The following is a 24,864-nucleotide window of genomic DNA, read 5'->3' on the forward strand; positions in this document are numbered from 1 at the left end:
CGATGTCGCGGATCAAGCTTCTGCGGGAGATCGAGGGCTAGGTGCGGCCGGATCGTCCCAAAAGTAACCACATGGTGAGAGCTACTTGTGCAATACAGCAATACTGGCTGTGAGAGCGGTCACTTGTCAAGAGATGTCACCACTATCTAGAAATAGCTCTCACCATATGAGAGCATCGAACTATGAATGTGAAAGAGGGCACAAAAACGGACATGGTGGGCAAGGCGCTGAGCCTGCTTGTTCTGCTGGGTGACGAGCCGAAGGGGGCGAGCGCCGCAGATCTGGCCAGGGCGGCGGAGCTGCCGTTCAGCACCACGTATCGACTGCTGGGTTCGCTCACCCGCGACGGCTTTGTGGACTACGAGCCGGACGGGCGGCGCTACCATCTTGGCCTGCGCGTGTTCCAGCTGGGACAGCGCGTCTCCAACCACCATGGCTTCGCGGCCACGGCGCTCCCGGTCCTGCAGCGGGTTACCGAACGCACCCATGAGGCCACTATCCTCTCGGTTCGCGATGGAGACCACCACCTGACGGTCAATAAGGTGGACGGGCCCAAAACGTTCCGCGTAACCAGTGACCCCGGGCATCTCGGCGCGCTCCACACCACCTCCGTGGGCAAGGCGATCGTCGCCTTCGAGGAGGAGGTTGAGCGGAAGCGGCTCCTGGAGGAGCTTCCCTTGGATCCGCTGACGGAACACTCCATCACGGACCGCGACAAATTCCGCGAGGAGATCGAGCAGGTCCGGCGCCAGGGCTACGCGGTCATGGATGAAGAGAATGAGATCGGCATGCGCGCAGTCGCAGTCCCCGTCCTCAACGCCCAAGGCAACGCATTCGCTTCCGTGGCCGTAGCTGTGCCGGTCTTCCGAATGACCATGGAGGAGCTGGTTTCCCACGTCCCTACCTTGCAGGAGGCCGCAGCCGAGCTGGCGGCCCGCCTGCCCCAGCGCTAACCCACCCCATGCCAAACCCACCCACCCCCACGCACCCCGCCCACCCCACCCACCCCCACCCCCACCCCACCCACCCAACTAGGTCGCATTAGTGCGCGTTTTGACCCCTCTAAACGCGCTTAACTGCGACCTAGTTGGGTGCGCACGCCGAAAATGTTCGCTATAAGAACATGCGTGCGGAATATGAACATTTGTAGTAATCTCGATATCACCCGGCCCCGTGGACCCAGAAAATCCAAAGTCCGCGGTGCCGAAGTAAAAGGAGCTTGAGGATGAGCAACCGAGCCGAATCCGTTTTGGTGGGCCTGATAGGCGAAGGCGTCATGCCGTCGCTGACTCCGCCCATGCATGAACGCGAGGCCGATGTGCAGGGCCTTCGCTTGCTGTACCGCCCCATCGACCTTCTGGATCTCGCGTTGCCGGCAACCGCCGTCGGGGATCTCCTCACAGCCGCCGGCCGCATGGGCTTCAACGGCCTCAACATCACGCACCCGTGCAAGCAGCTGGTGCTGCAGCACCTTGATGAGGTGTCCGACGACGCCGATCGCCTGGGCGCCGTCAACACCGTCCTGATCCGGGATGGCCGGTTCATCGGCCACAACACGGACTTCTCCGGCTTCGGTTCGGCACTCACCGACGGGCTGTCCGCAGCCAAGCTGGACCGCGTCGTCCAGTTGGGCGCGGGAGGTGCCGGGTCCGCGGTCGCCTATGCGCTCCTCAAAGCCGGCGTCAAGCATCTGGACCTTGTGGACATGGACGCCAGCCGCGCGGCCGAGCGTGCCACTGAGCTCAGTGGACTTTTCCCGGTCGCGAACATCACCGCGCACACGCCGGCCGACTTGAAAAACGTCATGCCCCTCGCCGACGGCCTGGTCCACTGCACCCCGATCGGCATGGCTGCCCATCCCGGACTGCCGCTCGACATCGAGCTGCTGGAACCCCGCCACTGGGTGGCGGACATCGTCTATCGCCCTATCGAAACGCAGCTGGTCCGCGAAGCGCGCGCCAAGGGTTGCGACGTGCTCGACGGCGGCCGCATGGCAGTCGGCCAGGCGGCGGACGCTTTCAAGCTCTTCACCGGCAAAGACGCCGACCGCGACCGCATGCGTGAACACTTCCTTGAGCTCATCGCCACCGAAGAATCGGCACTCGTGAAGGCGGCCCACTGATGCGCACCGGGATCGCCACCGTCTGCCTCTCCGGCACACTGAAAGAGAAGATGCAGGCCTGCGCCATTGCGGGCTTCGACGGCATCGAGATCTTTGAGCAGGACTTGGTCACGTCGCCACTCAGTCCTGAAGATATCCGCAAGATGGCCGCCGACCTCGGCTTGAGCCTGGACCTCTACCAGCCGTTCCGCGATTTCGACGGCGTCACTCCGGACCTGCTGAAAGCCAACCTCAAGCGGGCCGAGGCCAAGTTCAGGCTCATGGCGCGCCTTGGCATGGACACCATCCTGGTCTGCTCCAACGTGGCTACGACCACGATCGACGATGACCAACTGCGGGCAGAACAGCTCGCGCAGCTTGCCGCGCTGGCGGGGGAGCACGGCGTCAGGGTGGCCTACGAGGCCCTGGCATGGGGCAAGCACGTCAACGACTACGAGCACGCCTACCGCTTGGTGGAGGCAGTGGACCACCCCAACCTGGGCACGTGCCTGGACTCGTTCCACATCCTTTCCCGTGACTGGGACACCGCGCCCATCGAGGACATCAACGCGGACAAGATCTTCTTTGTCCAGGTGGCCGACGCCCCCAAGCTCTCCATGGACGTGCTGTCCTGGAGCCGCCACTACCGGGTTTTCCCCGGGGAGGGCCAGTTCGAGCTCGCCAAGTTCATGGGCCACGTGGTCCGGGCAGGCTACACGGGACCGGTGTCCCTGGAGGTGTTCAATGACGTGTTCCGCCAGTCGGACGTGGAGCGCACGGCCGTGGATGCCATGCGCTCACTCATCTGGTTGGAGGAGCAGAGCGCCAAGTGGCTCGCAAGCACCTCCGCAGAAACCGCCGCCGGGGCATCCGAACAAAAAGCCGCCGGCCGCCGTCGTTATCCCATGGAACTGGCCACCCTGCCCAAGGTGAACGAGCCCGCAGGGTTCAACTTCGCGGAGGTCAAGGCCGACGACACCGTGCAGCTGGAAAAACTCCTGGGCCAGCTTGGCTTCGAGTTCGAGGGCCGGCACCGCACCAAGGACGTCCAACTCTGGACCATGGGCCAGGCCCGCGTGATCATCAACGAGCAAGCCGCCTTGCACACGGAACCGGCTATCGCCGCTTTGGGGTTCGACGTCGACTCTCCAGTGATTGCCTCCGCCCGCGCCCAGCAGCTCAAGGCCCCTGTGGTGGCCCGCAAGGTCCAGGCTGACGAGGAAGTGTTCCAAGGCATCTCCGCCCCGGACTCCACGGAGATCTTCCTGTGCCAAGGCAGCCCCGACGGCACAGCGGCGTGGACGCAGGAATTCGGCGAAGGGCTGGAGCACCCGCGGGCAGCCCAGACAGCGGTCATTGACCACGTAAACCTCGCCCAGCCTTGGCAGCACTTTGATGAAGCTGTCCTTTTCTACACCAGCGCCCTCGCCCTGGAACCGCAGCCGTTCGCCGAGGTACCCAGCCCCAGCGGCTTGGTGCGCTCGCAGGTCATGCAGACCAGCAACGGTACAGTCCGGCTGGTGCTGAACCTGGCACCCGTGCAGCAGGCGTCAATGCCCAAGACTTATCAGGAACACATCGCCTTCGCCGTGGATGACCTCGTGGCAACAGCCCGGTCAGCACGGGAACGTGGCCTTGAGTTCCTGCAGATTCCGGCCAACTACTACGAGGACCTGGACGCGCGGTTCGATCTTGAACCGGGTTTCCTGGCCACCCTCAAGGAGCTCAACCTCCTGTATGACCGGGACGCCAACGGTGAATTCCTCCACTTCTACACCGCCACCGTGGGCAGCGTGTTCTTCGAAATGGTGGAGCGCCGGGGCAACTACGACGGTTACGGAGCCCCGAACGCGCCAGTCCGCCACGCCGTCCAATACGACTCACTCCACCGGGCATAGCTGCCTGCACCCTGACAACGAAGTTGACAACGAAGCCACAGAAAGGAGCCGGTTGTGCCGCAAGACAACACCGCGCAAGCCCTTGAATCAGAGGAACTCGTGCCGCCGGCCGAGCCACACGCCGCCCCTGACGCCGGAAAGGTGGAGACGCAGGCGGACCTCAGTGCCGAGATCAAGGCGATCGGCGACAAGTACGCCCAGGCCCTGAAGGACGGCAAGGCTCCTGAGACCATGCCGCGCCTGGACTATGCGCCGTACCGCAGCAGCATCTTGCGCCACCCCACCAAGAGCCTGCACCATGCCGACCCGGAAACGATCGAGCTCTACTCGCCCGCCTTCGGTCACCAGGACGTGCACGCGCTGGAGTCGGACCTGACCATCCAGCACAACGGCGAACCCCAGGGCGAACGCATCATCGTCTCCGGCCGCGTCCTGGACGGCGACGGCCGCCCGGTTGCGGGCCAGCTCGTGGAAATCTGGCAGGCCAACGCCGCCGGCCGCTACATCCACAAGCGTGACCAGCACCCCGCCCCGCTCGACCCCAACTTCACCGGCGTCGGACGTTGCATCACCGGCGCCGACGGTTCCTACTCCTTCACCACCATCAAGCCCGGCGCGTACCCGTGGAAGAACCACCTCAACGCATGGCGCCCCGCCCACATCCACTTCTCCATGTTCGGCTCGGAGTTCACGCAGCGCATCGTCACCCAGATGTACTTCCCGGGCGACCAGCTCTTCCCGTTGGACCCCATCTACCAGTCGATCGTTGACCAGGATGCCCGGGACCGCCTGGTGGCGACGTACGACCACGAGCTGACCAGCCCCGAATGGGCCCTCGGCTACAAGTGGGACATCATCCTGACCGGTTCCAAGCGGACCTGGACCGAAAACGAAGCATACGGCGACGCCGGGGACGAGGAGTAAGCACATGAGCAAGCTGACACCCACACCGGGCCAGACGGTGGGACCCTTCTACGGCTACGCCCTTCCGTTCAACAAGGACAACGAACTCCTTGCACCGGGCAGCCCCGGCAGCATCCGGCTCCAAGGCACGGTGTACGACGGCGCAGGCAACACCATCCCGGACGCCATCCTCGAAATCTGGCAGCCGGACTCCGCGGGCAACATCGTCCAGCGCACGGGCTCCCTGGTCCGCGACGGCTACACGTTCACCGGCTGGGGCCGCGGTGCGGTAGGCAACTCCGGCGTCTACACCTTTACTACCGTCAACCCCGGGCCGCTGAAGCCGGGAGCGGCACCGTTCATCTCCGTGGCAGTGTTCGCCCGCGGCCTCATGAACCGCCTCTTCACCCGTGTCTACCTTCCCGACAACGAGGAAGCCCTGGCCAACGATCCCTTGTTGAGCTCCCTGGATCCCGAGCGCCGCAAGACCCTCATCGCCCGCCGCGACCCCGACGGCGGACTCACCTGGGACATCCGGTTGCAGGGCGAGGGCGAGACCGTGTTCCTGGACTTCCAGCAGGACGGTTCGCTGGACTTGGCTTCGGGGGATTTGGCTTCCGGGGATTTGGCAACCTCATGACCGACGGCGACTTCGGCCTCCTCAGCCCCGTCACGGCCTCGCCTGCGGTGACGGCATTGACGGGCGACCGTGCCGTGACCGCGGCGATCCTCGACGTCGAAGCTGCCTGGGCAGCCGTTCTCGAGGAGTCCGGGCTGGTCCCGGAAGGGTCTGCAGCTGTGGTGTCCGAAGCCGCCGATCCCGGTCACTATGACATCGCCGCCATCGCTGAACGTGCCCAAGGCGGCGGCAACCCGGTGATCCCGCTGCTCGGCGAACTCCGCGCACGCGTGCGCAGCCTGGACACTGACGGGGTCGGCGCGGCCAGGGCCGTCCACACCTCGCTGACCAGCCAGGACGTGCTCGACACCGCACTCATGCTGCTGGCCAGCCGCACCGTTTCGGCGCTGCTGGTTGAGGTCAAGGGCACGACGACGGCGCTCGCCACTTTGGCGGGAGAGCATGCGGACACGCTGTGCGTTGGCAGGAGCCTGACGCAGCATGCGCTCCCGTACACATTCGGGCTCAAGGCCGCGCAATGGTTCCAAGGAGTGGCGGCTGCTGCCCGTCGCTTGGAATCGCTGGAATTGCCGGTGCAGTTCGGCGGCGCGGGCGGAACGCTGGCATCAGGCTCCAAACTGACGGCGGGCTCTTCGGCCACACCGTTCGCCCTCGCGGACTCGCTCGCCCTGAAACTCGGGCTGGCTCCGGCAGTTGCCCCCTGGCACACCAACCGCCTGGCCGTGACCTCCCTTGGGGACTCGCTGGCTTCCCTGCTGGATGGCTTCGGCAAGATCGCCGCGGACCTGGTGTTCCTGAGCCGCCCCGAGGTAGGGGAGCTCGGTGAGCCCTTGGCCGCTGGACGTGGCGTTTCCTCGGCCATGCCGCAAAAGCAGAACCCCGTCCTCTCCGTCCTGATCCGCAGTGCAGCTTTGCAGGCTCCGGCACTGGCTTCACAACTTCACCTGGCCGCCGCGACCTTCAATGACGAGCGGCCCGACGGTGCCTGGCATACGGAATGGCCGGCCCTGCGTCGTGTGCTCGCGCTGGCGCTGGGTGCTGCCGGACACCTTCGGGAGCTGACGGAAGGCCTGCGGGTGTTCCCCGAGGCCATGCGCAGGAACCTGGAGATCTCAGGCCCGCTGCTCCTCAGCGAAGGCGTGACTGCCGCCGTCGCACCTCTGATCGGCGAGGACGGAAAGCAGAAGCTGCAGGCCGTCGTCGATCAAACGCTCCAGGCGCCGGCTTCGCAGCAGGCAGACACGTACCGCAAGCTCCTGCGCGAGGCGGTCCCGCCTGCAACGCTGTCCGACGCCGAGCTGGATGCCTTGCTGGATCCCGCGAGCTACCTCGGCGAGGCCGCGGAAATCAGCCGGCGCATCCTCGCTGCCTACCCGAAATTCATTGCTTCAACGAAGGGAACCACTCGTGGCTAAGCCAATCGTCAAGGCCGTGCTGCTCACCCCGCAGCGCGAACCGGGATCCAAGCCGCTCCTGGTGGTGGGCCCGTCGCTGGGTACCTCCACCGTGCTGTGGACCGAGGCCGCCGCGCTGCTCGGCGACGAGTACGACGTCATCGGCTGGGACCTCCCCGGCCACGGCATGTCCCCGACCGCCACCGAAGGTTTCGACGTTGCGGAACTGGCTGACGCCGTCGTCGATCTTGTTGACTCTGTTTCTCCGGGCGTCCGGTTCCACTACGCGGGCGTCTCGCTGGGCGGGGCCACGGGCCTGCAGCTGGGCATCAAGCACGGCGACCGCCTGCGGAGCCTCTCGGTCCAGTGCACCGGCGCCAAGCTGGGCACGCCGGAGGGCTGGCTGGAACGCGCGGAAACCGTGCGGTCCCTGGGCACGCCGGTGATGATCCAGGGTTCGGCCGAGCGCTGGTTCGCCGCTGGTTTCATGGATCGACGCCCGGATGTCAGCAGCCGCCTCCTGCACGCCCTCCGCGACGCCGACCGCTTCGGCTACGCGTTCTGCTGCGAAGCGCTTGCCGCCTTCGACGTCCGCGAGCAGCTTGGCAGCATCACTGTCCCCACGCAGGCGATTGCCGGCGTCGAGGATTCCGTGGCGCCGACGTCGTTCGCGGAAGAAGTGGTGGCCGGGATCAAGGCGGGTGGCACTTTTGCGGTGGCGGAAGCGCTCGACGGCGTCGCACACCTGGCGCCGGCCGAGGCACCCGACGTTGTGGCTGGTTTGATGCGGAACTTCATGAAGGAGAACGGACTGTGAATAGCATTTCTGCGGGAAACCCGCAGCGCAGCGGCGACGCTTCCCGCTATGGTGCCGTGCAGCCGGAGGCCACGGGCCAGGAAATCTACGACGCCGGCATGGTAGTCAGGCGCGAAGTGCTGGGTGACGCGCACGTGGACCGGGCGAACGCCGGCATCGACTCCTTTACCGAGGACTACCAGGACATGATCACCAGGATCGCCTGGGGTGGCATTTGGACGCGGCCGGGATTGAGCCGGGAAATGCGTTCGGCCGTCACCCTCACGGCCTTGGTGGCGCACGGTCACTGGGAGGAACTGGCCATGCACATCCGGGCAGCCCTCAACAACGGCCTGAGCAGGGACGAGATCAAGGAAATCCTGCTCCAGACGGCCATCTATTGCAGCGTCCCGTCGGCCAACTCGGCGTTCAAGACGGCCCAGAAGGTCTTCGCGGACATCGACGCCGCCCCAGCCCCCAACTAGCGCCCCCGCACCCAACTAGCGCCCCCGCACCCAACCAGGTCGCATTAGTGCGCGTTTAGACCCCTCAAAACGCGCACAAATGCGACCCAGTTGGGTACCACGAAATGAAGGAAATTCTTATGAACCAGGCTTTTGTGTACGACGCCGTGCGCACGCCGTTTGGCAAGTTCGGCTCCGGTCTTGCTGCCGTCCGTCCTGATGATTTGGCTGCGCACGTGGTCCGGGAGTCCGTGAAGCGGGCGCCGGGGCTGGATGTTGAGCGGATCGATGAGGTGGTGTTCGGCAACGCGAACGGCGCGGGCGAGGAAAACCGCAACGTTGCCCGCATGGCCACGCTGCTGGCCGGCCTGCCCGTCTCCATCCCGGGTACTACGGTGAACCGGCTCTGTGGCTCGTCGTTGGATGCGGCGATCATCGCTTCGCGGCAGATCAATGCCGGGGACGCCGACGTCGTCCTCGTGGGCGGCGCGGAGTCTATGTCCCGTGCGCCCTGGGTTTTGCCGAAGACGTCCAAGCCCTACCCGGCCGGGGACATGACCCTGGCATCCACTACGTTGGGTTGGCGTCTGGTGAACCCCGCGATGAACAAGGACTGGACCATCTCCCTGGGCGAGGCCACCGAACGGCTGCGTGAGAAGTACGGGATCACGCGCGAACGGCAGGATCAGTTCGCGGCTGACTCGCACAACCTGGCCGACGCCGCGTGGAACGAAGGCTTCTACGACAATCTGGTGACCGCGGTTCCGGGCACGGACCTGGTGCGGGACGAGGGGATCCGTGCAGGTTCCTCGGCGGAGAAGCTGGCCGGGCTGAAGACGGTGTTCCGTCCCGAGGGTTCAGGGCCCGACGGCGGCACGGTCACCGCCGGGAACGCCTCGCCTTTGTCTGATGGTGCTTCAGCGGCGTGGATCGGTTCCGAAGCCGGCGCGGACATTCTTGGTCTGGAGCCGTTGGCCCGCATCGCCGGCCGTGGCGCGCACGGCAACGATCCCCAGTTCTTCGGGTACGCCCCGGTAGAGGCCGCGAACAAGGCCCTCGCGAAGGCGGGCATTGGCTGGGACCAAGTTGGCGCCGTCGAACTTAATGAAGCGTTCGCCGCGCAGTCGCTGGCGTGCGTCGACGCGTGGGGGATCGACCCCTCGATCGTGAACCGCCACGGCGGCGCGATTGCGATGGGCCACCCGTTGGGTGCTTCCGGTACCCGCATCCTGGGTACTTTGGCGCGGTCGCTGCAGGCCTCCGGGCAGCGGTGGGGCGTCGCGGCGATCTGCATCGGCGTTGGCCAAGGCCTGGCCGTGGTGCTGGAAAACGTAACTGGTTCTGTAAAGGGTTAAGACGATGTTGAATTTTATTGACACTGTTGGCGAGGCCGTGGCCGGGATCAAGGACGGTTCCACGGTGATGATCGGCGGGTTCGGCAACGCCGGGCAGCCGTTCGAACTGATCGATGCGCTGATGGACTGCGGCGCGAAGGACCTGACCGTGGTGAACAACAACGCCGGCCAGGGCGACCAGGGCTTGGCGTTGCTGATCAAGGAAGGCCGGGTGCGGAAGATGATTTGTTCCTTCCCGCGGCAGTCCGATTCGTGGCACTTCGACGCGAAGTACCACGCCGGTGAGATCGAGCTGGAGCTGGTGCCGCAGGGCAACCTGGCCGAACGCATCCGTGCAGCCGGGGCCGGGATCGGCGGGTTCTTCACACCCACCGGATTCGGCACCATGCTGGCCGAGGGCAAGGAAACCAGGTTCCTGGACGGCAAGTGGCAGGTGTTCGAGACGCCGATTCACGCCGACGTCGCCCTGATCAAAGCCCTGAAAGCTGATGGCAAAGGCAACCTCGTGTACCGCAAGACGGCCCGGAACTTCGGCCCGATCATGGCCGCCGCGGCCAAGCACACCATTGTTCAGGTCTCCGAGATTGTGCCTACGGGTTCGCTGGACCCGGAAAACGTGGTTACGCCGGGGATCTACGTCAACAGCGTGGTCCGGGTCGATTCTGCCGAAACAACAGGGAAGGTGGCCTGAGCATGGGCACGCAAACAAGCATCCAAACCTCTGAAAAGCCCCTCGGCCGTGACGAGCTCGCCCAGTTGGTGGCCCGCGATATCACCCCGGGCTCGTTCGTGAACCTGGGCATCGGCCAGCCGACGCTCGTCTCCAACTACCTCACCGAGGACCAGAACATCACGCTCCACACGGAGAACGGGATGCTGGGCATGGGTCCTGTGGCGGTTGGCGATCAGATCGATGGTGACTTGATCAACGCCGGCAAGATCCCCGTCACGGAACTGGCCGGAGCCTCGTACTTCCACCACGCCGATTCGTTCGCGATCATGCGCGGGGGCCATCTGGACATCTGTGTCCTGGGCGCGTTCCAGGTCTCCGCCACCGGTGACCTCGCCAACTGGCACACCGGCGCGCCCGACGCGATCCCCGCCGTCGGAGGTGCCATGGACCTCGCGACCGGTGCCAAGGATGTCTTCGTGATGATGACGCTCCTGACCCGCGACGGTGCCTCAAAGCTGGTGGAGCAGTGCACCTACCCCCTCACGGGCGTCGGCTGCGTCACCCGCGTGTACACCGACAAGGCAGTGTTCCTCACCGGACCCGACGGCGTCACCGTCCGCGAAACCTTCGGCTGCACCTTCGAAGAAATCCAGGAATTGGTACCCCTGCCGCTGAAACGGGCTGAGTAGGCCCCGGCTTCAGCGCAACTAGGATTGATGACCATGACCGACTCAGCAGTTGCCCCGCAAGCCAGCGACCAGTACGTCCAGTCGCTGGCCCGCGGGCTCGCTGTCATCCGGGCGTTCGACGCCAACAACCCGGTCATGACTCTGAGCGAAGTCGCGGCGCGTACCGACCTGACCCGTGCGACGGCGCGGCGGTTCCTCTACACCCTGGTGGAGCTCGGCTACGTCCGCACCAACGGCAAGACGTTCGCGTTGACAGCCAAGGTCTTGCAACTGGGGTACTCCTACCTGTCGGCGTTGTCCTTGCCGCAGTTGGCGCAGCCGCATCTGGAGCAACTCAGTGTGAAACTGGGAGAGTCCACGTCGGCCGCCGTCCTTGATGGCCACGACATCTTCTATGTTGCCCGCGTGGCCACCAAGCGCATCATGAATGTCGGAATTACGGTGGGCACCCGCTTTCCGGCCTATGCGACGTCGATGGGCCGAGTCCTTCTGGCCGGGCTTCCGCAGGCCAAATTTGAGGCATACCTTTCGACGGCGGAGCTCAAGCCGCTCACGGCGCGAACCATCACCGACGCGCCTGACTTGAGGGCCGCCGTCGAGCGCGTCCGCCAGCAAGGCTGGTGCCTGCTTGACCAGGAACTCGAAATCGGGCTGATGTCCATCGCGGCCCCGGTGTGGAACCACAACAACGGCGACAACGTGGCGGCCATCAACGTGTCCCTGCAAGCTCAGGCGGTTGCGTCCCAGCCGGACCCGGAGGCCTACTTGGATTCAGTCCGGGAAGCCGTGGTTGCCACCGCCAAGGTGATCTCCCAGGACGTGTCAGCGAAGCACTGACGCGCTACTTCCGGATCGCCGCCAGCCGGGTTTCCAGGATCCGCCGCACCAGGGAATCGGGCAGGGGATTGTCCTCCGAGAAGCGCAGGGTTCCGGGAGACCACGAGTATCCGCCGAGTTCCTCGGACATTTCCGGCAGGATCTGGCCGCTGAACGGGTACAACGCAAGGTGCTTCTTGGTTTCCAGGACGCTGACAAAGCCCTTGCCGTCCACCATCAGAGCAGGCATGCCGTAGCTTGTGCCTTCCTCCGCGTCGGGCGCCAGTTCACGGGCAATTTCCACGATCCGCTGCAGCAGGGAGCGGTGAGGGTCGGTGACGGTCTGCAGATATTCGGTGACGGTTCCCATAGGGCCATGCTCCCTCCTCAGGCGTGAATTCAACAGAGAGCGCTCAGTTAGGTAACAACCCTGCAAACGGTCTTCATGGTTGCCATAGGTCTCTTGTAGGATTCCTCACAAGCCTGGTTGCGCTGACGCACGACTGGGCTGCTTTGTTCCGTGCGCCGCTGGGAGGTGCCCGTGGACGGAGCTGAGCCGGTTGTGTACTGGGCGCAGTCGGCACAAATTAACATTGAAGGAAAAGTCGATGTCTAGAAGTGGGCTCTCTCTTCCCCCTGGCGGTGCCTTGGAAGGCCCGCCGAACGAACGCGCGGTCAGCGCGGTCCCTGCCGTGGACGACACCCGCGTCCGGCAGCAGGCCCTGGAAATCATCGAGTCCATCCTCGCCGAGACGGATCCCCGGAGCCAGCAGAGCCGGAGCAACCTCCAAGAGCGGTTCACGCAACATCCCGACGATCCCAAGAGCGTCCTGCTTGAGCACTTGATCGTGACGCGTACCCAGCCGGCGGCCGGCGCGGCCCCCGTTGTCCACCAGGATTCGATGAGCCTGAACCGTGAAACTGCGGAAGCTCCCCAGACTGTCACCATTCCGATTGATACCGAGGTGCGCAAGCGCATCCAGTCGGTGCTGCGGGACAAGTTGTTGCTCACGGCCTTTCAGCCCATACACGGCTTGCTTTCCGGGGACGTGATCGGCGTTGAAGCGCTGATCCGGTTCGTGGAGCAGGATGGTGCGGCGGCCGATGTGTGGTTCCGGGAAGCGTCGGAGGCGGGCCTCGGAACGGATCTGGAAATCGCGGCGCTCTCCTGCTCCTTGGCGGCTGCGGAGGATTTCCCGGACACCATGTTCGTGGCTTTCAACCTCAGCCCGGAAACGGCAGCGGACCCGCGGGTGCGGAAGCTTCTGGAAGGGGCCGGCTTGGCGCCGGACAGGATCGTTATTGAGCTGACGGGAAGCCTGGAGTTGGCCGACGGCTGGGACGATGACCATGGATTGGGTCCGTTGCGCCGCCGTGGACTGCGCCTCGCGGTCAGCGCATCCGGTGCGGGTTTTGTTTCGATGGACAAGATCGAGGAACTTCGTCCGGACATCCTCAAACTGGACCGACACCTGATCGAGGGCATCGACAACTCTGAAGGGCAACGCATCCGCGCCCGTGCGGTTGTTGCGCTTGCCCGGGAACTGGGGTCCTCCGTGGTGGCCCAAGGCATCGAAACGGCGGGGGAGCTGCAGGAAGCAACCGCCCTCAACGTTGCCGCGGCTCAGGGTTACCTGCTCGGCCGCCCGTCGGTGCACCCCCTCGACTGGTCATCCTGGTCCCTGCACTCCCAAGCGGAAGCCCAGTCGGTCGGCTAGCAGCCTGGTAAAGCCCGACGGCGGTGCTGCCGCCGTCGGGCTTTTCACGCCATGCGGTGGTCACGGCCCATCCCGGCCACCGCGTGCCGTCACTTAGTCGTTGGCCGGCGCCACGGCGATAACTCCGAAGACGTCCCCTTGCGGTGCTTCAACGATGACCATCCGGCCAAAGGGTGTATCGGACACCGGGACCAGCAGTGTTGCACCGAGTTCTTGTGCCCGCGCAGCCGTCAATGCGACGTCATCGCTGGCGAACCAGGTGAGCCAGTACGCGGGGTCGCTCTGCGGGATTTGGGTGTCGTGGTGAATGCCGGCCACTTCCCGGCGGTCGGAGTCCCGGAGGCAGGTGGCGTAAACCATGTCGGCTCCTGTGACCTCGTGGTAAGTGAAGCCGAAGACCCCCGTGTAGAAGGCCCGGGCTTCCGCGTAGTCGGAGGTGTGGAGTTCATTCCAACACAATGAGCCGTGTTCATTCACGCGTTCAGCGCCGATGTGGTTTCCGGCCTGCCATACGCCGAAGGCGGCTCCGGTGGTGTCCGCGGCGATGGCCATCCTGCCGGAATCCATGACGTCGAACGGCGCCATCAGAACCTGGCCGCCGGACTCACGGATCCGCTCAGCGGTGGCATTGACGTCGTCGGAGGCCATGAAAGTGGTCCATGCGGAAGGCATGGCCGGGTCATCCTTGGGGCCGAGGCCCGCTATAGCATGGCCGTTGAGTTGAGCCAGGAGATATCCTGCCTCATCGTCCCCGGAAAGGTAGTCCCACCCGAACAGGCCGGTGTAGAAGGTTTTGGCAGCCTCCACATCGTCGACTGACAGGTCTACCCACATGGGCGTCCCGGCGGGCCATTTGGAAATCTTGGTGGACATGCTGACTCCTCGGTATGCGCTGCAAACAGGTCAGCTGCCTCCCCGGAACACCATGCGCGGGTGTTCCGGGGAAGCAGCCAATCTCCTTGTGTGGGTGCAACCGGATTCGTGACACGGATCAGTACCGCTTTTCCAAGTCGTCGGGCACGGTGACCGCAATCCTTGGTCTTGCCGCGGCACGGAAGCGGGCAAGCGCAAGCTGCCCTCCGCCGTCGTGCATGTCATAGGACTGCGCGAGCCGCGATATACTAAGTAAACTTACTAAGCGGAGGCGTCAGAACGAGGAGGTTTGGGTTGGCAGGACATCTGGAATTGGTTGATGCTCCCGATGGGGGCTACCGCGTGCTGATGGTGGACGGCGAGGACACCTTGATGGGGCTGTCCAAGCGTTACTCCTCAAAGAAAGAAGCCGTGAGGGCTGTGGAGGCACTCCGGGAAGTAGCTGGCACCGGCCTGCTGCGGCAGGGTTCGGCGGATCGCTACGCGCTCCTTGAGTCGGAAGAATTCATGATGGATCGGGCGCTCGCCGGCCCCGCTCCTGCGCAGGTCGAGGTGGGCTGACGTGTCCGGATCCAAAAAGAAGGGTGTCCTGTTCGACGTCGACGGGACGCTGATCGACTCCAGCTATTTCCATGCCTTGGCGTGGTGGCAGGCGTTCCGGCGTGAGGGCCTGGATGTGCAGCTCTCCGACATTCACCGCTGCGTTGGCATGGGCGGGGACAAGCTGGTCCGGCATCTGGTCCCGGGCTGCACGGAAGAGTTGGAAGAGGAGCTGAAGTCGGCGCACAGCGCCGTGTTCTCGACGTTCTGGCCGTCCCTGCGCGCCTTCGACGCGGCACGGGACCTCTTGGCGGCCTGTTCTGACGCCGGCCTGGCTGTGGGCCTGGCTTCCTCGGCGCAACAGCGCGATTTGGACGTCAGCCGTAAGGTGCTGGACGCGGGGACTTCGATCGACGCGTGGACGAGTTCCAATGACGCCGAGGCAAGCAAGCCGGAACCGGACATTCTGTTGGCTTGTCTGGAGAAGCTGGGGCTCCGGCCTGAGGATGTAGTATTCGTCGGCGACGCCGTATGGGATGTGAAGGCCGCCGGGAGCATTGGTATTCCTGCCATCGCGTTGACCTGCGGCGGCATCAGCGAGGGTGAACTGCGGGATGCGGGTGCCGCGGAGATCTATGACAATCCGCGGCACCTCCTGGAAAATCTCGAAAGCAGTGCGATCGGGAAATTGGCCCGTTAGCGCTGATCGTCCCGTACTTCCTTGTTCCGGCCGCGTCCGCGGATGGCCCACACAATCACCAGGATGATGATGACCAGGGCTGCGGCTCCAAGGATCCACGGAATGACGCTGGTGCGGTTCTCTTCCTGTGGATCCGATTCGCCCGTGCCGGGATTGGCCGGACCGCTGCTGGCCGGGTTCGGGGTTTCGGATGCGCCCTGTGACGGTCCGGGATTAGTCGGTGTTTGGGTTGATGGGCCTGACGGGTTGGTGGCCTCGGGGGAGGGGCTTGGGGTGGTTGCGGCAACGTGGTTGCCAACATGCCCTGAAGCGGGTCCGGCAGCGTTGGCGGCGCCGGCCGTCAGCAAGGAGCCGAACAGCAGGGTCAGGGCGAATGCGGTTGAGGTTATTCTGCGAAGCATCGTTTCTCCTGGGTAGGGGCGTGTCCGAGGACCTTCACAGTAATAAGCATACTGACTAAATCGCAAGAAGTGGGCCGCACACCCGGGAGATGTGCGGCCCTTTTCCTTCCCTAGCGGTTCAGCTTGTCAGCATCGGGCTCGCGGTCGCCGATGTGGCCGGGGGCGTTGGCGGCCAGGACACGCTGGACGAACGCGCTGTACTCCTCCATGTAGTGGCGCAAAAGCGAGGCGGTACCTTCGTCCCTCACCGTGCCATCGTCGTCGTACGCGTCTGCCACAAACCGTATGTACGCCTCAGGTGCGTTCAACTGCGGTGCGTCCAGGAAGCTGAGGACGCTTCGCATGGACGACTGCATTACCGCGGTGCCGATGCCGCCCGGCGAAGCACCGATGATGCCCGTGGGCTTGCGGGCGAACGAGTTGGTCCCCCAAGGCCGCGAACCCCAGTCGATAGCGTTCTTCAAAGCCCCGGGAATGGAGCGGTTGTATTCGGGGGAAATGAAGAGGATGCCGTCCGACGCCGCGATTGCGTCCTTAAGCGCGCGGCCTGCAGGCGGAAAGTCGTTGTCGTAGTCAGAGCTGTACAGCGGGAGGTCTTTGATGGCGATCTCGTGGAACTCGAGTTCAGGCGGTGAGACCCTGATCAGGGCCTTGGAGAGGGTCCGGTTGATGGAGGTACTTGAGAGGCTTCCGACGAAATAGCCGATCTTGAATGAATCCACGGCGGCGTTCCTTTCCGACGGCACGGCCGGAACCGGCTCGTCGACGTGCGGAGGCTGGTTGCCCCAGCTCACGTCCGACCCTAGTTGAGTTGCGCACATAGCGCAGCCCCCTACTCCCGCCAGAGGCTTTGCGGTCATAGACTCGTGGCAATCATGGTCTGGACAGCTCCGGAGAGGGGTGGCGGTGAGAGCAGGCATTGCACGCGAAACGCTCGACGGCGAGCGGCGGGTGGCGGCAACACCGGAAACCGTCAAGCAGCTGAAAGGGCTGGGACTCGACGTCGAGATCGAGTCAGATGCCGGCGTCGCCTCCGGCCACAGCGACGCCGACTACCAGGCGGCGGGTGCCGCCGTCGTTCCTTCCTTGGACCTCAGCACGATCGATGTCTACTGCCACGTGCGTCCCATGGACCCGACGACGGCGGGAGCCCTCCGTCGTGGCGCCGTCACCGTGGGGCTGGGGTCGCCGTCGTCGGAGTTGCCTACCGTTCGCGCGCTCGCCGCCGGCGGCATCACCTCCTTCGCCCTGGAACTGGTTCCACGCATCTCCCGGGCCCAGTCCATGGATGCACTGACATCCCAGGCGCTGGTTGCCGGATACCGCTGCGTGCTCGAAGCTGCGATGCGTTTGCCGCGCTTCTTTCCCCTCTACATGACTGCTGCAGGGACCATCCCGCCTGCCCGCGTGCTGGTGTTGGGGGCGGGTGTGGCCGGGTTGCAGGCCATTGGCACGGCAAAGAGGTTGGGAGCACGGGTCTCGGCCAACGACATCCGGCCCGCCTCGGCCGATGAGGTGGCTTCCATGGGTGGAACGTTCATCAAACTGGACCTCGAAACTGCGGAGGCGTCCGGCGGCTACGCGCGTGAGCTCAGCGCTGATCGGGGTGCTTTACAGAGGGCTTTGCTGGCCCCGCACGTGGCGCAAGCCGATGTCCTCATCACCACAGCTGCGGTGCCCGGGAGGCGTGCGCCCATGCTGGTAACCCGCGAGATGGTGCAAGGCATGCGCCCGGGGTCCGTGGTGGTGGACTTGGCTGCGGAGTCCGGAGGCAATGTGGAGGGCGTGATTCCCGGGCAGGACCTGCATATACCCACCGCCGACGGGCAGGGCGAGGTCACACTGGTAGGCATGAAAGACGCCGCCTCAGCCATGCCGGCCGATGCTTCGCGGCTCTACGCCAAGAACGTGGCCAACCTTCTGGCCCTCATGACCCGCGACGGATCGGTGGCCCCGGACTTCGACGACGAAGTGGTGGCCGGAACCTGCCTGACCCACGACGGTGCCATCCGGCACGGTCCAACGGCGGAGGCCCTCGCTGCACTCGGAACAGAAGGAGCGCGTTGATGGACGGTATGAGCCTGCTGACGATCACCGTGCTGGCGGTGTTCGTCGGTTTCGAGGTGGTCTCCAAGGTATCCAGCACACTCCATACGCCGTTGATGTCCGGGGCCAACGCCATCCACGGCATCATCCTTGTTGGAGCCATCATCGTGGCCGGGCAAGCTTCGGACCCCTGGGTGCTGGCGGTCGCCCTCTTGGCGGTTGTGCTTGCCACGGCCAACCTCGTGGGCGGCTTCGTGGTGACCGACCGCATGCTGGAGATGTTCCGCGGAAGGCAGCGGCCGCCGTCGGGCACTGACGCTGCCGGTAGCGCAGGGGAGCAGCGGCCATGACGCTCCTCGACCCCACCTGGACTGCCCTCCTGTACCTTGCTGCGGCTGCCTGTTTCATCCTCGCGCTGAAGGGATTGAGTTCGCCGAAGACGGCCCGCCGCGGCAACCTCATCGGCGCGTTTGGCGCCCTGCTGGCAGTAGTGACGGTGTTCTTGTCCGTGAAGTTGGACAACATCCCGTGGATTTTGGGCGCGATCGTGGTGGGATCCGGCGTCGCAGCGCCGGTTGCCCGGCGCGTCCAGATGACCCAGATGCCGCAGCTCGTGGCCCTTTTCAACGGCGTGGGCGGCGGTGCGGCGGCCTTGGTGGCATTGCTGGAGCTGCCGCACACGGATGATCCGTGGGTGCGCTTGGCGATTGTGTTCACGTTGTTGGTGGGGGCGGTGTCCTTTGCCGGTTCCGCCGTGACGTTCGCGAAGCTGCAGGGACTCATGACCACGCGGCCGGTCACCTTTCCTGGCCTGCCCGTGCTGATGGCTCTTGTGTTGTTGGCTGCCGTAGCCGTGGGCGTGGTGGTGATTCTTGACGGTTCCATTGGCTTGGCCGTGGTGCTCCTCGTGCTGGGGCTGGTTGCCGGCGTGCTGCTGGTCCTTCCGGTTGGCGGTGCCGATGTTCCGATCGTCATTTCGCTCTTGAACGCCTTCACGGGCCTGGCGGTTGCAGCCTCCGGCCTGGTCCTGGGGAACGTGTTGCTCCTGGTGGCGGGCACGCTGGTGGGGGCATCCGGCACCATCCTGACCCGCGCCATGGCCGCGGCCATGGGACGGAGCGTCGCCGGCATCATGTTCGGCGCCTTCAAGGGAGGCTCGACGGCGGGGTCCACGGCCGTGAGCGAACGGCCCGTGCGTTCTTCCAGCGCAGAAGACGTGGCTGTGCTCCTCGGCTATGCGCAACGGGTGATCATCGTGCCCGGCTACGGTTTGGCCGTAGCGCAGGGCCAGCACACGGCGGCAGAGCTTGCCTCGGCCCTGGAATCGCGTGGGACGGAGGTTGACTTCGCGATCCATCCCGTGGCCGGTCGCATGCCCGGGCACATGAACGTGCTGCTCGCGGAGGCGAACGTGCCCTATGAGTCGTTGAAGGAAATGGGGGACATCAATTCGGAATTCAAGACCGCGGACGTGGCCTTGGTGGTCGGTGCCAATGACGTGGTGAACCCGGCAGCCAAGACCACTGCTGGCTCGCCCATTTACGGGATGCCCATCCTGGAAGTGGCAGATGCCCGGCAAGTGGTGTTCCTCAAGCGATCCATGCGGCCCGGCTTTGCGGGCATCGAAAACGATCTCCTGTACGAGCCGCAAACCACGCTGCTGTTCGGGGACGCCAAGGATTCGCTGACCAAAGTGCTCGGCGCCGTGAAGGCACTGTAAACAAACCTGCGTATGGATAAGGAGCCCGGACGATGGCAGTGAAGCTCAACAAGAAGGCCTTGGACCACGCCACTAAGTTGATCAAGTACGGCAAAGTGGCCAAGGATGAGCGGGACGACTGGAGCGAGCACGCGCCCTCAACCAAGGAAGAAAACTCGTTCCTCGTAAAGCACGACTTCGCTGAGTACGGCAAGTGGTACCTCGGCGTGGACGACGACCACCCGGACGACCAGAAGGGCCACTACAAGTTCCCCATCGGCGACTTCAAGAAGATCCATCGATGCGGCGTCATCTCAGCCGAAAGCCGTGCCGGCCAGAATGATTACGACGACATCCGGGACGCCCTGGGCAAGCTCCTGGATCTGATCGACAAGGACTGAGCTCCGGCGCCTCGGCTAGCTTCAGGGTATGCCAGAGGGTAACCGCCACGGAATCGAGAACGGGTACTCCGGTGCCTGCTTCGGACTGTAGCGTTTAGGGCCCCTTCACCGGGCAGTAATTCGGGCGGGGTATACGGGAATCCGAGAATGACGGAAACACGCGGAAGTCCAGAGAGTCGAACGGCCGGGACGGAGCGGCCGGTGAAGGACCGGCTTACGGGCACTCCTTTGGATTGCCCGACGCCGTCAGAGACGCCTTCGTTCTGGGGTGCCGGCCCATCGGCAGGGCTGGAGCGCTGTGCGGTTCATTCTGTCCATATCTACAGTCTGCCATCCGGCAAACCAGCGGCGAAGGGCTTCGATGATTGAGCGGCTAGTGGGAGAACGGGAATATGTCCGTCATTTCTGGATCCGGCGGGACGGAAGTATCCGGCCCCGCGGAAGCCAGGGGTACAGCGCATTGATCTGTGACTATCGTTTGAAGTTGGGTTTCTGGCGGTCGAGCGATCCATGTCGGTGGCTGACTACGGCAAAGGCGAATCCTAGGAAAAATCCAAATAGTATCCCGATCAGCCATGGGTCAATCCCAATAACTACGTTAGTCATGTACAAGGCTACGAATACGCTTGATGAAATCCAAGCAATTAGACCCACGACGATTGCACGCACAATTCTGGGAACCTGTGAGGGAAGTACTCGGTTGCATAAAATTACTAACCCAGCAATGATGAGGCCAGCTATAACCCCGATAGGGATCTCAAAAAATATAAAATACATCATTGCGGACTGCAAAAAGGCTAAATTGAATTCTGTAAAGATGTAGTATACGCGTGCGGCAAGCGCCACCGCGCTCCCCATCAGGACACCTAGCCACAGGAGACGGTACGCGAGTGTGCCGTCGCGCCACCGCCTGGCCCAAGATCTACTTTTCACCGTACTTCTTCACTGCCGAGGTCAAATATGCTGCTTGCGTAAACCATGGTATCCATTGCTGGCCTGTCGTATTTATACCGAGGGAGATGATCGGGTTAGTACCGTGTGCATCCGCGGTCTGAGTGAGCACCGGAACGTCACCTCGTTGCACGATATCAAAGCTGATCGTTGAACCGGGTGCATCAAAGTAGTCATTCGAGACTACTGTAAAGGTAACGTTCGTCTCAGACTTTAGATTTACTCGAACCGTCCCATCACGGTCGCCAAAAAGAATCACCGGATGCGCTGACTTAAGCCTGCAAGTCGCACCTTCTGTGAAGGTCGCGCATCCTTCAACGGGAAATGGGAATATCTCCTTGGGATGTTCTCGGAAGACTTTGGTAATCGCAGCCGCTGAGTACTCTTGAATATCGATAAGAGGATACCGCTGTTCGTATTTGTACGAACCGATTTGATGCCATCCTCGTTGATTCAAGTACGTTGCAGGCCCGGCTTGTCGTTGGAACGAAGTACTTCCTTTCACCAAATTACCCGGCGGGGGTGCGGGTTGGGCCTTCATGTACCAGGGCTCCTCGACCACCTGTGTTCCGTCGTTGTATTGGCCGTTGCCCTTGTATGAATACAACCCGGTGTCATCGTCCTCTGAGGTTCCAAGAAATGGTCGCTGCCTTCCGTGCCGACCCCACCCTCAACCCCAAAGTGTCCTAGCGACGCGACCTCGAACAGCCTTCACTGAACTGCTACTGAGAGGCATGGGGTGCCCGGCAGGGGATCCTTTACCGGGCGGCCGTGCCCGTCCGTACAAGCCAGTCCTTCACTAGGGCGGCAGTGAGTTCCGGGCGTTCAAGATGGACATTATGGCCAGCGGAATCCAGCACCGCGTAAGTTCCCCGGACATAGTGGTCGCGGAGCTTCCACCCATCCTCGTAGCCAGTCACGTGATCCTGCCGGCCGAAAAGGTGCAACGAGGGCGCCTCGAACGGGGCAGGGTGCGCGATCTCCGGTTGGACCGAGAGCGCGTACTGTTCGGCCACCCGTTCAAGAATGGTTTGGTTCGCGCCGCGAAGCCCGGGAAGTACATACCGGGTGAACGCCTCCAGAGTTGCCTCGCTCTGAACGACGGCCATCGCCTCGTAGTCATCCCTAATCTGGCCAGCCAAAGCCAGGACGGAGGCGTCCTCCCGGACAACCTGCCGGCGGGGAAGAGTGCGCGCCTGATGGATCGGCTCGTAAACACCCGCAAGAGTGGCCAGGCCAAGGACCTGATCTCGACGCTCATGAGCGATGTAACGGGCAACCATGCCTCCGAAGGAGTTGCCTAGCACCGCGAACGGCCGGTCGCCGAGACACTTATGGATGTCGTCGAGCGCCCCTTGTGAGACGTGGTCTGCGCTAGAGGCGTTGTTGTCAGCATTTCCTTCCGCCCACGGCAGGTCGATATAGATGCGCTGCCACCCGGATTCTTCAATGGCGCCCTCCAAAGGCAGCATGATCCGATGATCAACGCCGAATCCGTGGATTACGACTAACGGAAGGCCTTCTCCTAAGACTTGAGCAATCACGACCCGAGCCTACAGGCCTAGCTGGAGCCCACTCAGCGTTTTGCGATTGGCGAGCGGCGTGCGGCGTGCGGAACGCCACCCCCGGAGGGCGTCAGCCCGCCAGCAACTTCCCCCACTTGGGGTCCAGGAGCGGCGCCCCGGCCAGCTTCAAAGCGTGCCAGAGGGTCACCGCCACGGAATCGAGAACGGGTACTCCGGTGCGAGCCTCCACCTCCGCCGTGATGTTGGCGCCGTACAGGTTGGTGCAGAGGTACACCAACGCATCAGGATGGGATGCTGCGAGCTCAAGCGAACCCGGCAGCATCTCGTCGTCCGTCACCCGTGCGAACGATTCGTTGTCGCTCAGGTCCAGATGGCGGTGGTCGATGGTCTTGATCCCCTCGCGGGCGTAGGAAGCGATCACGGCGTCATTCACATCCGGGGTGTAGGGCGTGAACAGCCCGATCCGCTCGGTCCCGAACTCGGAAAACGCGGAAAGGTAGGCCAGCGTCGAGGTTGTGGCCGGGATGCCGGTGGCTTCGGTGATCTCCCGGACCATGGCGTGGTCATGCGCGGCGCCGAGCCAGGATCCCGATGTCCCGTTCCAAGCGATGACATCAACGTTCGCCGTGGCCAGCAATTCGGCGGCAGCCCTCATCACGGACGAATCGAACTGCTTGTCCGAGGAATCATCCAGCGCAATACGGGTCACCGGGATTCGGGTGGAATGGATGGTCACGTCCCGGCGGTCGCCGAGGATCCGGTAGGTCTGGGGTTCCAGGCATGTGTTGGAGGACGGCACGATCATGCCGATGCGGGTAGGGCGGTCAAGTGAAGGCATGGGGGTCTCCTAGGCGGAAGCGGAAACAGGTGCAGAAAGGGAATGGTGTTCGGTGAAGCCGTTGCGGGCAATGAAGCGGCCCGCCGCTCCGGGATCGTGGAAGCCAGCGGCGTCCAAGACCACCCGGCCGTTGGAGATAACGACGGCGGGCCAGCCGTTCAGCGTCTTCCCTTCGAAAGGCGAGAAGTCGGTCCCCATGTGCAGCGCACCGCCGTCGACGGTTCGCTGTGCGGCGGGATCGAAGATCACCAGGTCCGCGTCGAAGCCTTCGACGATGGCGCCTTTTCGAGGGAGGGCGTTGATGCGTGCGGGGCCGGCGGAGAAGACCTCCACGAAGTCCTCTATGGATCCGCCTGACTCGGTGACCATGGCCGTGAAGGCAACGGGCATCCGGGTCTCGACGCCGGGCAGGCCGTGAGGCATGAAGCGGATGTCGTCCGTGCGCTCGCGTTTTTGGGAGAGGTCGTAGCAGGAATGGTCCGAGGAGACCGTATGGATGGCACCGGAGGCGAGGCGTTCCTTCAGGGCAGCCACGGTTTCGGCGTTGCGCATCGGCGGGCAGCAGGCGTACCACTCGGGGAAGGTGGATCCGTACACGCTCTCATCGAGCGTGACGTAGTGCGGGCACGTCTCGGAGTAGGCTTCCTGGCCGCGCTCGCGGGCGGCGGTCACCAGGTCCACTGCGCCGGGCGTGGACTGGTGGACGAAGTAGACGGGGGCTCCGGTGTACTCGGCCATGGCCAATGTTTCCTTGACGGAGACTTCCTCGGCGAGTTCGGGCCGGGTGCGGTGCAGGTGTTCGATTCCGATCAGGCCATCGGAGGCGTGTTGCTCGGTGCAATCGGCAATGATGGCGTCGTGTTCGGCATGGATGTACGTGAGGCCGTCCAGGCGCACCATTTCGCGCATGACCTTCAGGATGGTGTCGTTGTCCGCCATGGTGGTGCCGCGGTTGGTGGTGTACATCTTCACTGACCGGACGCCCTCGGCGGCGAGCTGTTCGAGCTGCCACGGAACGGTCTCGTCCCAGGCGATCACTGAGCCGTGCAGGGCAACGTCGCAGCGGGACTCCTGCGCGAGGCGTTTCTTGTTGAGCACTGCCTCGAGTGGTGTTTCCTGGGCGTCGCGGGGGATGCCGAAATCGATGATGGTGGTGGTTCCGCCCCACAGTGCTGCGGTGGAGGTGGTGGCGTAGTCGTCCAGTGTCCGGAAGCGGCCGGTCACTTGTGCGACGTGGCAGTGTCCGTCCACGCCGCCGGGAATCACCAGCATGCCTGCAGCATCCACGGTGCGGGCCGCTGCGGGGACGGGTTCGGTGGCGTCGAGCAGTGCGGTGACTTTTCCGCCGTCGACGATGACGTGGGCGGACTGCCGCCCGAAACTGTTCACCACCGTGCCGTTGGCGATCACGAGGTCTGGGAGTTGGGACATCTTCGTCCTCC

The 24,864-nt window shown here is 63.9% G+C and carries 27 protein-coding genes; 19 read left to right on the forward strand and 8 right to left on the reverse strand.

What is annotated here, in order from left to right; genetic code table 11:
• The first annotated feature begins 182 nt into the window (after positions 1-182).
• From HMI59_RS01245 to HMI59_RS01300, 12 genes are all read left to right on the forward strand, one after another.
• Positions 183-953, forward strand: a complete 771-nt coding sequence (locus tag HMI59_RS01245) for an IclR family transcriptional regulator (RefSeq protein WP_062098593.1) — start codon at positions 183-185, stop codon at positions 951-953.
• A gap of 272 nt (positions 954-1,225) precedes the next feature.
• Positions 1,226-2,122, forward strand: coding sequence for a shikimate dehydrogenase (locus HMI59_RS01250; RefSeq protein WP_021474642.1), 897 nt, complete (start codon positions 1,226-1,228; stop codon positions 2,120-2,122).
• Positions 2,122-3,999 (forward strand): bifunctional sugar phosphate isomerase/epimerase/4-hydroxyphenylpyruvate dioxygenase family protein, encoded by a 1,878-nt coding sequence (locus HMI59_RS01255; protein WP_193592548.1) that lies wholly within the window; start codon positions 2,122-2,124, stop codon positions 3,997-3,999. Before HMI59_RS01250 ends, HMI59_RS01255 begins: the two co-directional genes overlap by 1 nt.
• A 54-nt stretch (positions 4,000-4,053) precedes the next feature.
• Positions 4,054-4,923, forward strand: coding sequence for a protocatechuate 3,4-dioxygenase subunit beta (pcaH, locus tag HMI59_RS01260; protein WP_193592549.1), 870 nt, complete (start codon positions 4,054-4,056; stop codon positions 4,921-4,923).
• 4 nt (positions 4,924-4,927) lie between these two features.
• Positions 4,928-5,542 (forward strand): protocatechuate 3,4-dioxygenase subunit alpha, encoded by a 615-nt coding sequence (pcaG, locus tag HMI59_RS01265; protein WP_193592550.1) that lies wholly within the window; start codon positions 4,928-4,930, stop codon positions 5,540-5,542.
• Complete coding sequence (locus HMI59_RS01270) at positions 5,539-6,957, forward strand: adenylosuccinate lyase family protein (RefSeq protein ID WP_193592551.1); 1,419 nt, start codon at positions 5,539-5,541, stop codon at positions 6,955-6,957. Before pcaG ends, HMI59_RS01270 begins: the two co-directional genes overlap by 4 nt.
• Positions 6,950-7,753 (forward strand): alpha/beta fold hydrolase, encoded by an 804-nt coding sequence (locus HMI59_RS01275; RefSeq protein WP_193592552.1) that lies wholly within the window; start codon positions 6,950-6,952, stop codon positions 7,751-7,753. The genes HMI59_RS01270 and HMI59_RS01275 overlap by 8 nt, the downstream gene beginning before the upstream one ends.
• Positions 7,750-8,217 (forward strand): 4-carboxymuconolactone decarboxylase, encoded by a 468-nt coding sequence (gene pcaC, locus HMI59_RS01280; RefSeq protein WP_370583556.1) that lies wholly within the window; start codon positions 7,750-7,752, stop codon positions 8,215-8,217. Before HMI59_RS01275 ends, pcaC begins: the two co-directional genes overlap by 4 nt.
• A 119-nt stretch (positions 8,218-8,336) precedes the next feature.
• Complete coding sequence (locus HMI59_RS01285) at positions 8,337-9,551, forward strand: thiolase family protein (protein ID WP_166186769.1); 1,215 nt, start codon at positions 8,337-8,339, stop codon at positions 9,549-9,551.
• 4 nt (positions 9,552-9,555) lie between these two features.
• Positions 9,556-10,242 (forward strand): 3-oxoacid CoA-transferase subunit A, encoded by a 687-nt coding sequence (locus HMI59_RS01290; protein ID WP_166186768.1) that lies wholly within the window; start codon positions 9,556-9,558, stop codon positions 10,240-10,242.
• 2 nt (positions 10,243-10,244) lie between these two features.
• On the forward strand, positions 10,245-10,913 hold the full coding sequence (locus tag HMI59_RS01295) for a 3-oxoacid CoA-transferase subunit B (RefSeq protein WP_166186767.1): 669 nt from the start codon (positions 10,245-10,247) through the stop codon (positions 10,911-10,913).
• Positions 10,914-10,946: 33 nt separating this feature from the next.
• Positions 10,947-11,750, forward strand: coding sequence for an IclR family transcriptional regulator C-terminal domain-containing protein (locus HMI59_RS01300; protein ID WP_166186766.1), 804 nt, complete (start codon positions 10,947-10,949; stop codon positions 11,748-11,750).
• Positions 11,751-11,754: 4 nt separating this feature from the next.
• Here HMI59_RS01300 and HMI59_RS01305 read toward each other — a convergent pair whose 3' ends face one another.
• Complete coding sequence (locus HMI59_RS01305) at positions 11,755-12,099, reverse strand: iron chaperone (protein ID WP_166186765.1); 345 nt, start codon at positions 12,097-12,099, stop codon at positions 11,755-11,757.
• Positions 12,100-12,337: 238 nt separating this feature from the next.
• Between HMI59_RS01305 and HMI59_RS01310 the strand changes: the two genes are divergently transcribed.
• Complete coding sequence (locus HMI59_RS01310; RefSeq protein WP_166186764.1) at positions 12,338-13,447, forward strand: EAL domain-containing protein; 1,110 nt, start codon at positions 12,338-12,340, stop codon at positions 13,445-13,447.
• Between the two features lie 93 nt (positions 13,448-13,540).
• On the opposite strand, the gene HMI59_RS01315 is transcribed toward HMI59_RS01310, so the two are convergent.
• The gene (locus HMI59_RS01315; RefSeq protein WP_193592553.1) at positions 13,541-14,320 is read right to left on the reverse strand and encodes a VOC family protein; all 780 of its coding nucleotides are present in this window, start codon (positions 14,318-14,320) and stop codon (positions 13,541-13,543) included.
• A 294-nt stretch (positions 14,321-14,614) separates the two neighbouring features.
• Between HMI59_RS01315 and HMI59_RS01320 the strand changes: the two genes are divergently transcribed.
• Both HMI59_RS01320 and HMI59_RS01325 read left to right on the forward strand, forming a co-directional pair.
• Complete coding sequence (locus tag HMI59_RS01320; protein WP_227471495.1) at positions 14,615-14,881, forward strand: hypothetical protein; 267 nt, start codon at positions 14,615-14,617, stop codon at positions 14,879-14,881.
• Position 14,882: 1 nt separating this feature from the next.
• Positions 14,883-15,560 carry an HAD family hydrolase gene (locus HMI59_RS01325; RefSeq protein WP_193592554.1) on the forward strand — a complete coding sequence of 226 codons (678 nt, stop codon included), beginning with the start codon at positions 14,883-14,885 and terminating at the stop codon, positions 15,558-15,560.
• On the opposite strand, the gene HMI59_RS01330 is transcribed toward HMI59_RS01325, so the two are convergent.
• Both HMI59_RS01330 and HMI59_RS01335 read right to left on the reverse strand, forming a co-directional pair.
• Positions 15,557-15,961, reverse strand: a complete 405-nt coding sequence (locus tag HMI59_RS01330) for a hypothetical protein (protein WP_193592555.1) — start codon at positions 15,959-15,961, stop codon at positions 15,557-15,559. The two genes, HMI59_RS01325 and HMI59_RS01330, sit on opposite strands and share 4 nt — an antisense overlap.
• A gap of 110 nt (positions 15,962-16,071) precedes the next feature.
• Positions 16,072-16,683 (reverse strand): NADPH-dependent FMN reductase, encoded by a 612-nt coding sequence (locus HMI59_RS01335; protein WP_193592556.1) that lies wholly within the window; start codon positions 16,681-16,683, stop codon positions 16,072-16,074.
• Positions 16,684-16,867: 184 nt separating this feature from the next.
• Between HMI59_RS01335 and HMI59_RS01340 the strand changes: the two genes are divergently transcribed.
• From HMI59_RS01340 to HMI59_RS01355, 4 genes are read left to right on the forward strand one after another with little or no spacing between them, the layout of a single operon-like run.
• Positions 16,868-18,028: a Re/Si-specific NAD(P)(+) transhydrogenase subunit alpha gene (locus tag HMI59_RS01340; protein WP_193592557.1), complete on the forward strand. Its 1,161-nt coding sequence runs from the start codon at positions 16,868-16,870 to the stop codon at positions 18,026-18,028.
• Positions 18,028-18,357 (forward strand): NAD(P) transhydrogenase subunit alpha, encoded by a 330-nt coding sequence (locus HMI59_RS01345; protein WP_193592558.1) that lies wholly within the window; start codon positions 18,028-18,030, stop codon positions 18,355-18,357. The genes HMI59_RS01340 and HMI59_RS01345 overlap by 1 nt, the downstream gene beginning before the upstream one ends.
• Positions 18,354-19,727, forward strand: coding sequence for an NAD(P)(+) transhydrogenase (Re/Si-specific) subunit beta (locus tag HMI59_RS01350; protein ID WP_193592559.1), 1,374 nt, complete (start codon positions 18,354-18,356; stop codon positions 19,725-19,727). Before HMI59_RS01345 ends, HMI59_RS01350 begins: the two co-directional genes overlap by 4 nt.
• Positions 19,728-19,759: 32 nt before the next feature.
• Positions 19,760-20,107: a hypothetical protein gene (locus HMI59_RS01355; protein ID WP_193592560.1), complete on the forward strand. Its 348-nt coding sequence runs from the start codon at positions 19,760-19,762 to the stop codon at positions 20,105-20,107.
• Positions 20,108-21,029: 922 nt separating this feature from the next.
• Here the strand turns inward: HMI59_RS01355 and HMI59_RS01360 are convergent.
• The 4 genes from HMI59_RS01360 to HMI59_RS01375 form a co-directional block, all read right to left on the reverse strand.
• The gene (locus tag HMI59_RS01360; RefSeq protein WP_193592561.1) at positions 21,030-21,599 is read right to left on the reverse strand and encodes a hypothetical protein; all 570 of its coding nucleotides are present in this window, start codon (positions 21,597-21,599) and stop codon (positions 21,030-21,032) included.
• A 217-nt stretch (positions 21,600-21,816) separates the two neighbouring features.
• The gene (locus HMI59_RS01365; protein WP_193592562.1) at positions 21,817-22,602 is read right to left on the reverse strand and encodes an alpha/beta fold hydrolase; all 786 of its coding nucleotides are present in this window, start codon (positions 22,600-22,602) and stop codon (positions 21,817-21,819) included.
• A 91-nt stretch (positions 22,603-22,693) separates the two neighbouring features.
• Positions 22,694-23,422, reverse strand: coding sequence for an aspartate/glutamate racemase family protein (locus HMI59_RS01370; RefSeq protein ID WP_193592563.1), 729 nt, complete (start codon positions 23,420-23,422; stop codon positions 22,694-22,696).
• Positions 23,423-23,431: 9 nt separating this feature from the next.
• Positions 23,432-24,853, reverse strand: coding sequence for an amidohydrolase family protein (locus HMI59_RS01375; RefSeq protein ID WP_193592564.1), 1,422 nt, complete (start codon positions 24,851-24,853; stop codon positions 23,432-23,434).
• Positions 24,854-24,864 lie beyond the last annotated feature (11 nt).

Origin of the sequence: Paenarthrobacter sp. YJN-5 (assembly GCF_015040095.1) — a bacterium.
Taxonomy (GTDB): domain Bacteria; phylum Actinomycetota; class Actinomycetes; order Actinomycetales; family Micrococcaceae; genus Arthrobacter; species Arthrobacter ureafaciens.

What these genes read in the sequence shown, in the direction of transcription:
- HMI59_RS01305 (WP_166186765.1), bottom strand. Translation starts at nt 12,099, where the DNA reads ATGGGAACCGTCACCGAATATCTGCAGACCGTCACCGACCCTCACCGC.
- HMI59_RS01250 (WP_021474642.1), top strand. Translation starts at nt 1,226, where the DNA reads ATGAGCAACCGAGCCGAATCCGTTTTGGTGGGCCTGATAGGCGAAGGC.
- HMI59_RS01360 (WP_193592561.1), bottom strand. Translation starts at nt 21,599, where the DNA reads ATGAAGGCCCAACCCGCACCCCCGCCGGGTAATTTGGTGAAAGGAAGT.
- HMI59_RS01375 (WP_193592564.1), bottom strand. Translation starts at nt 24,853, where the DNA reads ATGTCCCAACTCCCAGACCTCGTGATCGCCAACGGCACGGTGGTGAAC.
- HMI59_RS01315 (WP_193592553.1), bottom strand. Translation starts at nt 14,320, where the DNA reads ATGTCCACCAAGATTTCCAAATGGCCCGCCGGGACGCCCATGTGGGTA.
- HMI59_RS01295 (WP_166186767.1), top strand. Translation starts at nt 10,245, where the DNA reads ATGGGCACGCAAACAAGCATCCAAACCTCTGAAAAGCCCCTCGGCCGT.
- HMI59_RS01345 (WP_193592558.1), top strand. Translation starts at nt 18,028, where the DNA reads ATGGACGGTATGAGCCTGCTGACGATCACCGTGCTGGCGGTGTTCGTC.
- HMI59_RS01355 (WP_193592560.1), top strand. Translation starts at nt 19,760, where the DNA reads ATGGCAGTGAAGCTCAACAAGAAGGCCTTGGACCACGCCACTAAGTTG.
- HMI59_RS01330 (WP_193592555.1), bottom strand. Translation starts at nt 15,961, where the DNA reads ATGCTTCGCAGAATAACCTCAACCGCATTCGCCCTGACCCTGCTGTTC.
- HMI59_RS01300 (WP_166186766.1), top strand. Translation starts at nt 10,947, where the DNA reads ATGACCGACTCAGCAGTTGCCCCGCAAGCCAGCGACCAGTACGTCCAG.
- HMI59_RS01370 (WP_193592563.1), bottom strand. Translation starts at nt 23,422, where the DNA reads ATGCCTTCACTTGACCGCCCTACCCGCATCGGCATGATCGTGCCGTCC.
- HMI59_RS01245 (WP_062098593.1), top strand. Translation starts at nt 183, where the DNA reads ATGAATGTGAAAGAGGGCACAAAAACGGACATGGTGGGCAAGGCGCTG.
- HMI59_RS01290 (WP_166186768.1), top strand. Translation starts at nt 9,556, where the DNA reads ATGTTGAATTTTATTGACACTGTTGGCGAGGCCGTGGCCGGGATCAAG.
- HMI59_RS01255 (WP_193592548.1), top strand. Translation starts at nt 2,122, where the DNA reads ATGCGCACCGGGATCGCCACCGTCTGCCTCTCCGGCACACTGAAAGAG.
- HMI59_RS01270 (WP_193592551.1), top strand. Translation starts at nt 5,539, where the DNA reads ATGACCGACGGCGACTTCGGCCTCCTCAGCCCCGTCACGGCCTCGCCT.
- HMI59_RS01310 (WP_166186764.1), top strand. Translation starts at nt 12,338, where the DNA reads ATGTCTAGAAGTGGGCTCTCTCTTCCCCCTGGCGGTGCCTTGGAAGGC.
- HMI59_RS01285 (WP_166186769.1), top strand. Translation starts at nt 8,337, where the DNA reads ATGAACCAGGCTTTTGTGTACGACGCCGTGCGCACGCCGTTTGGCAAG.
- pcaG (WP_193592550.1), top strand. Translation starts at nt 4,928, where the DNA reads ATGAGCAAGCTGACACCCACACCGGGCCAGACGGTGGGACCCTTCTAC.
- HMI59_RS01350 (WP_193592559.1), top strand. Translation starts at nt 18,354, where the DNA reads ATGACGCTCCTCGACCCCACCTGGACTGCCCTCCTGTACCTTGCTGCG.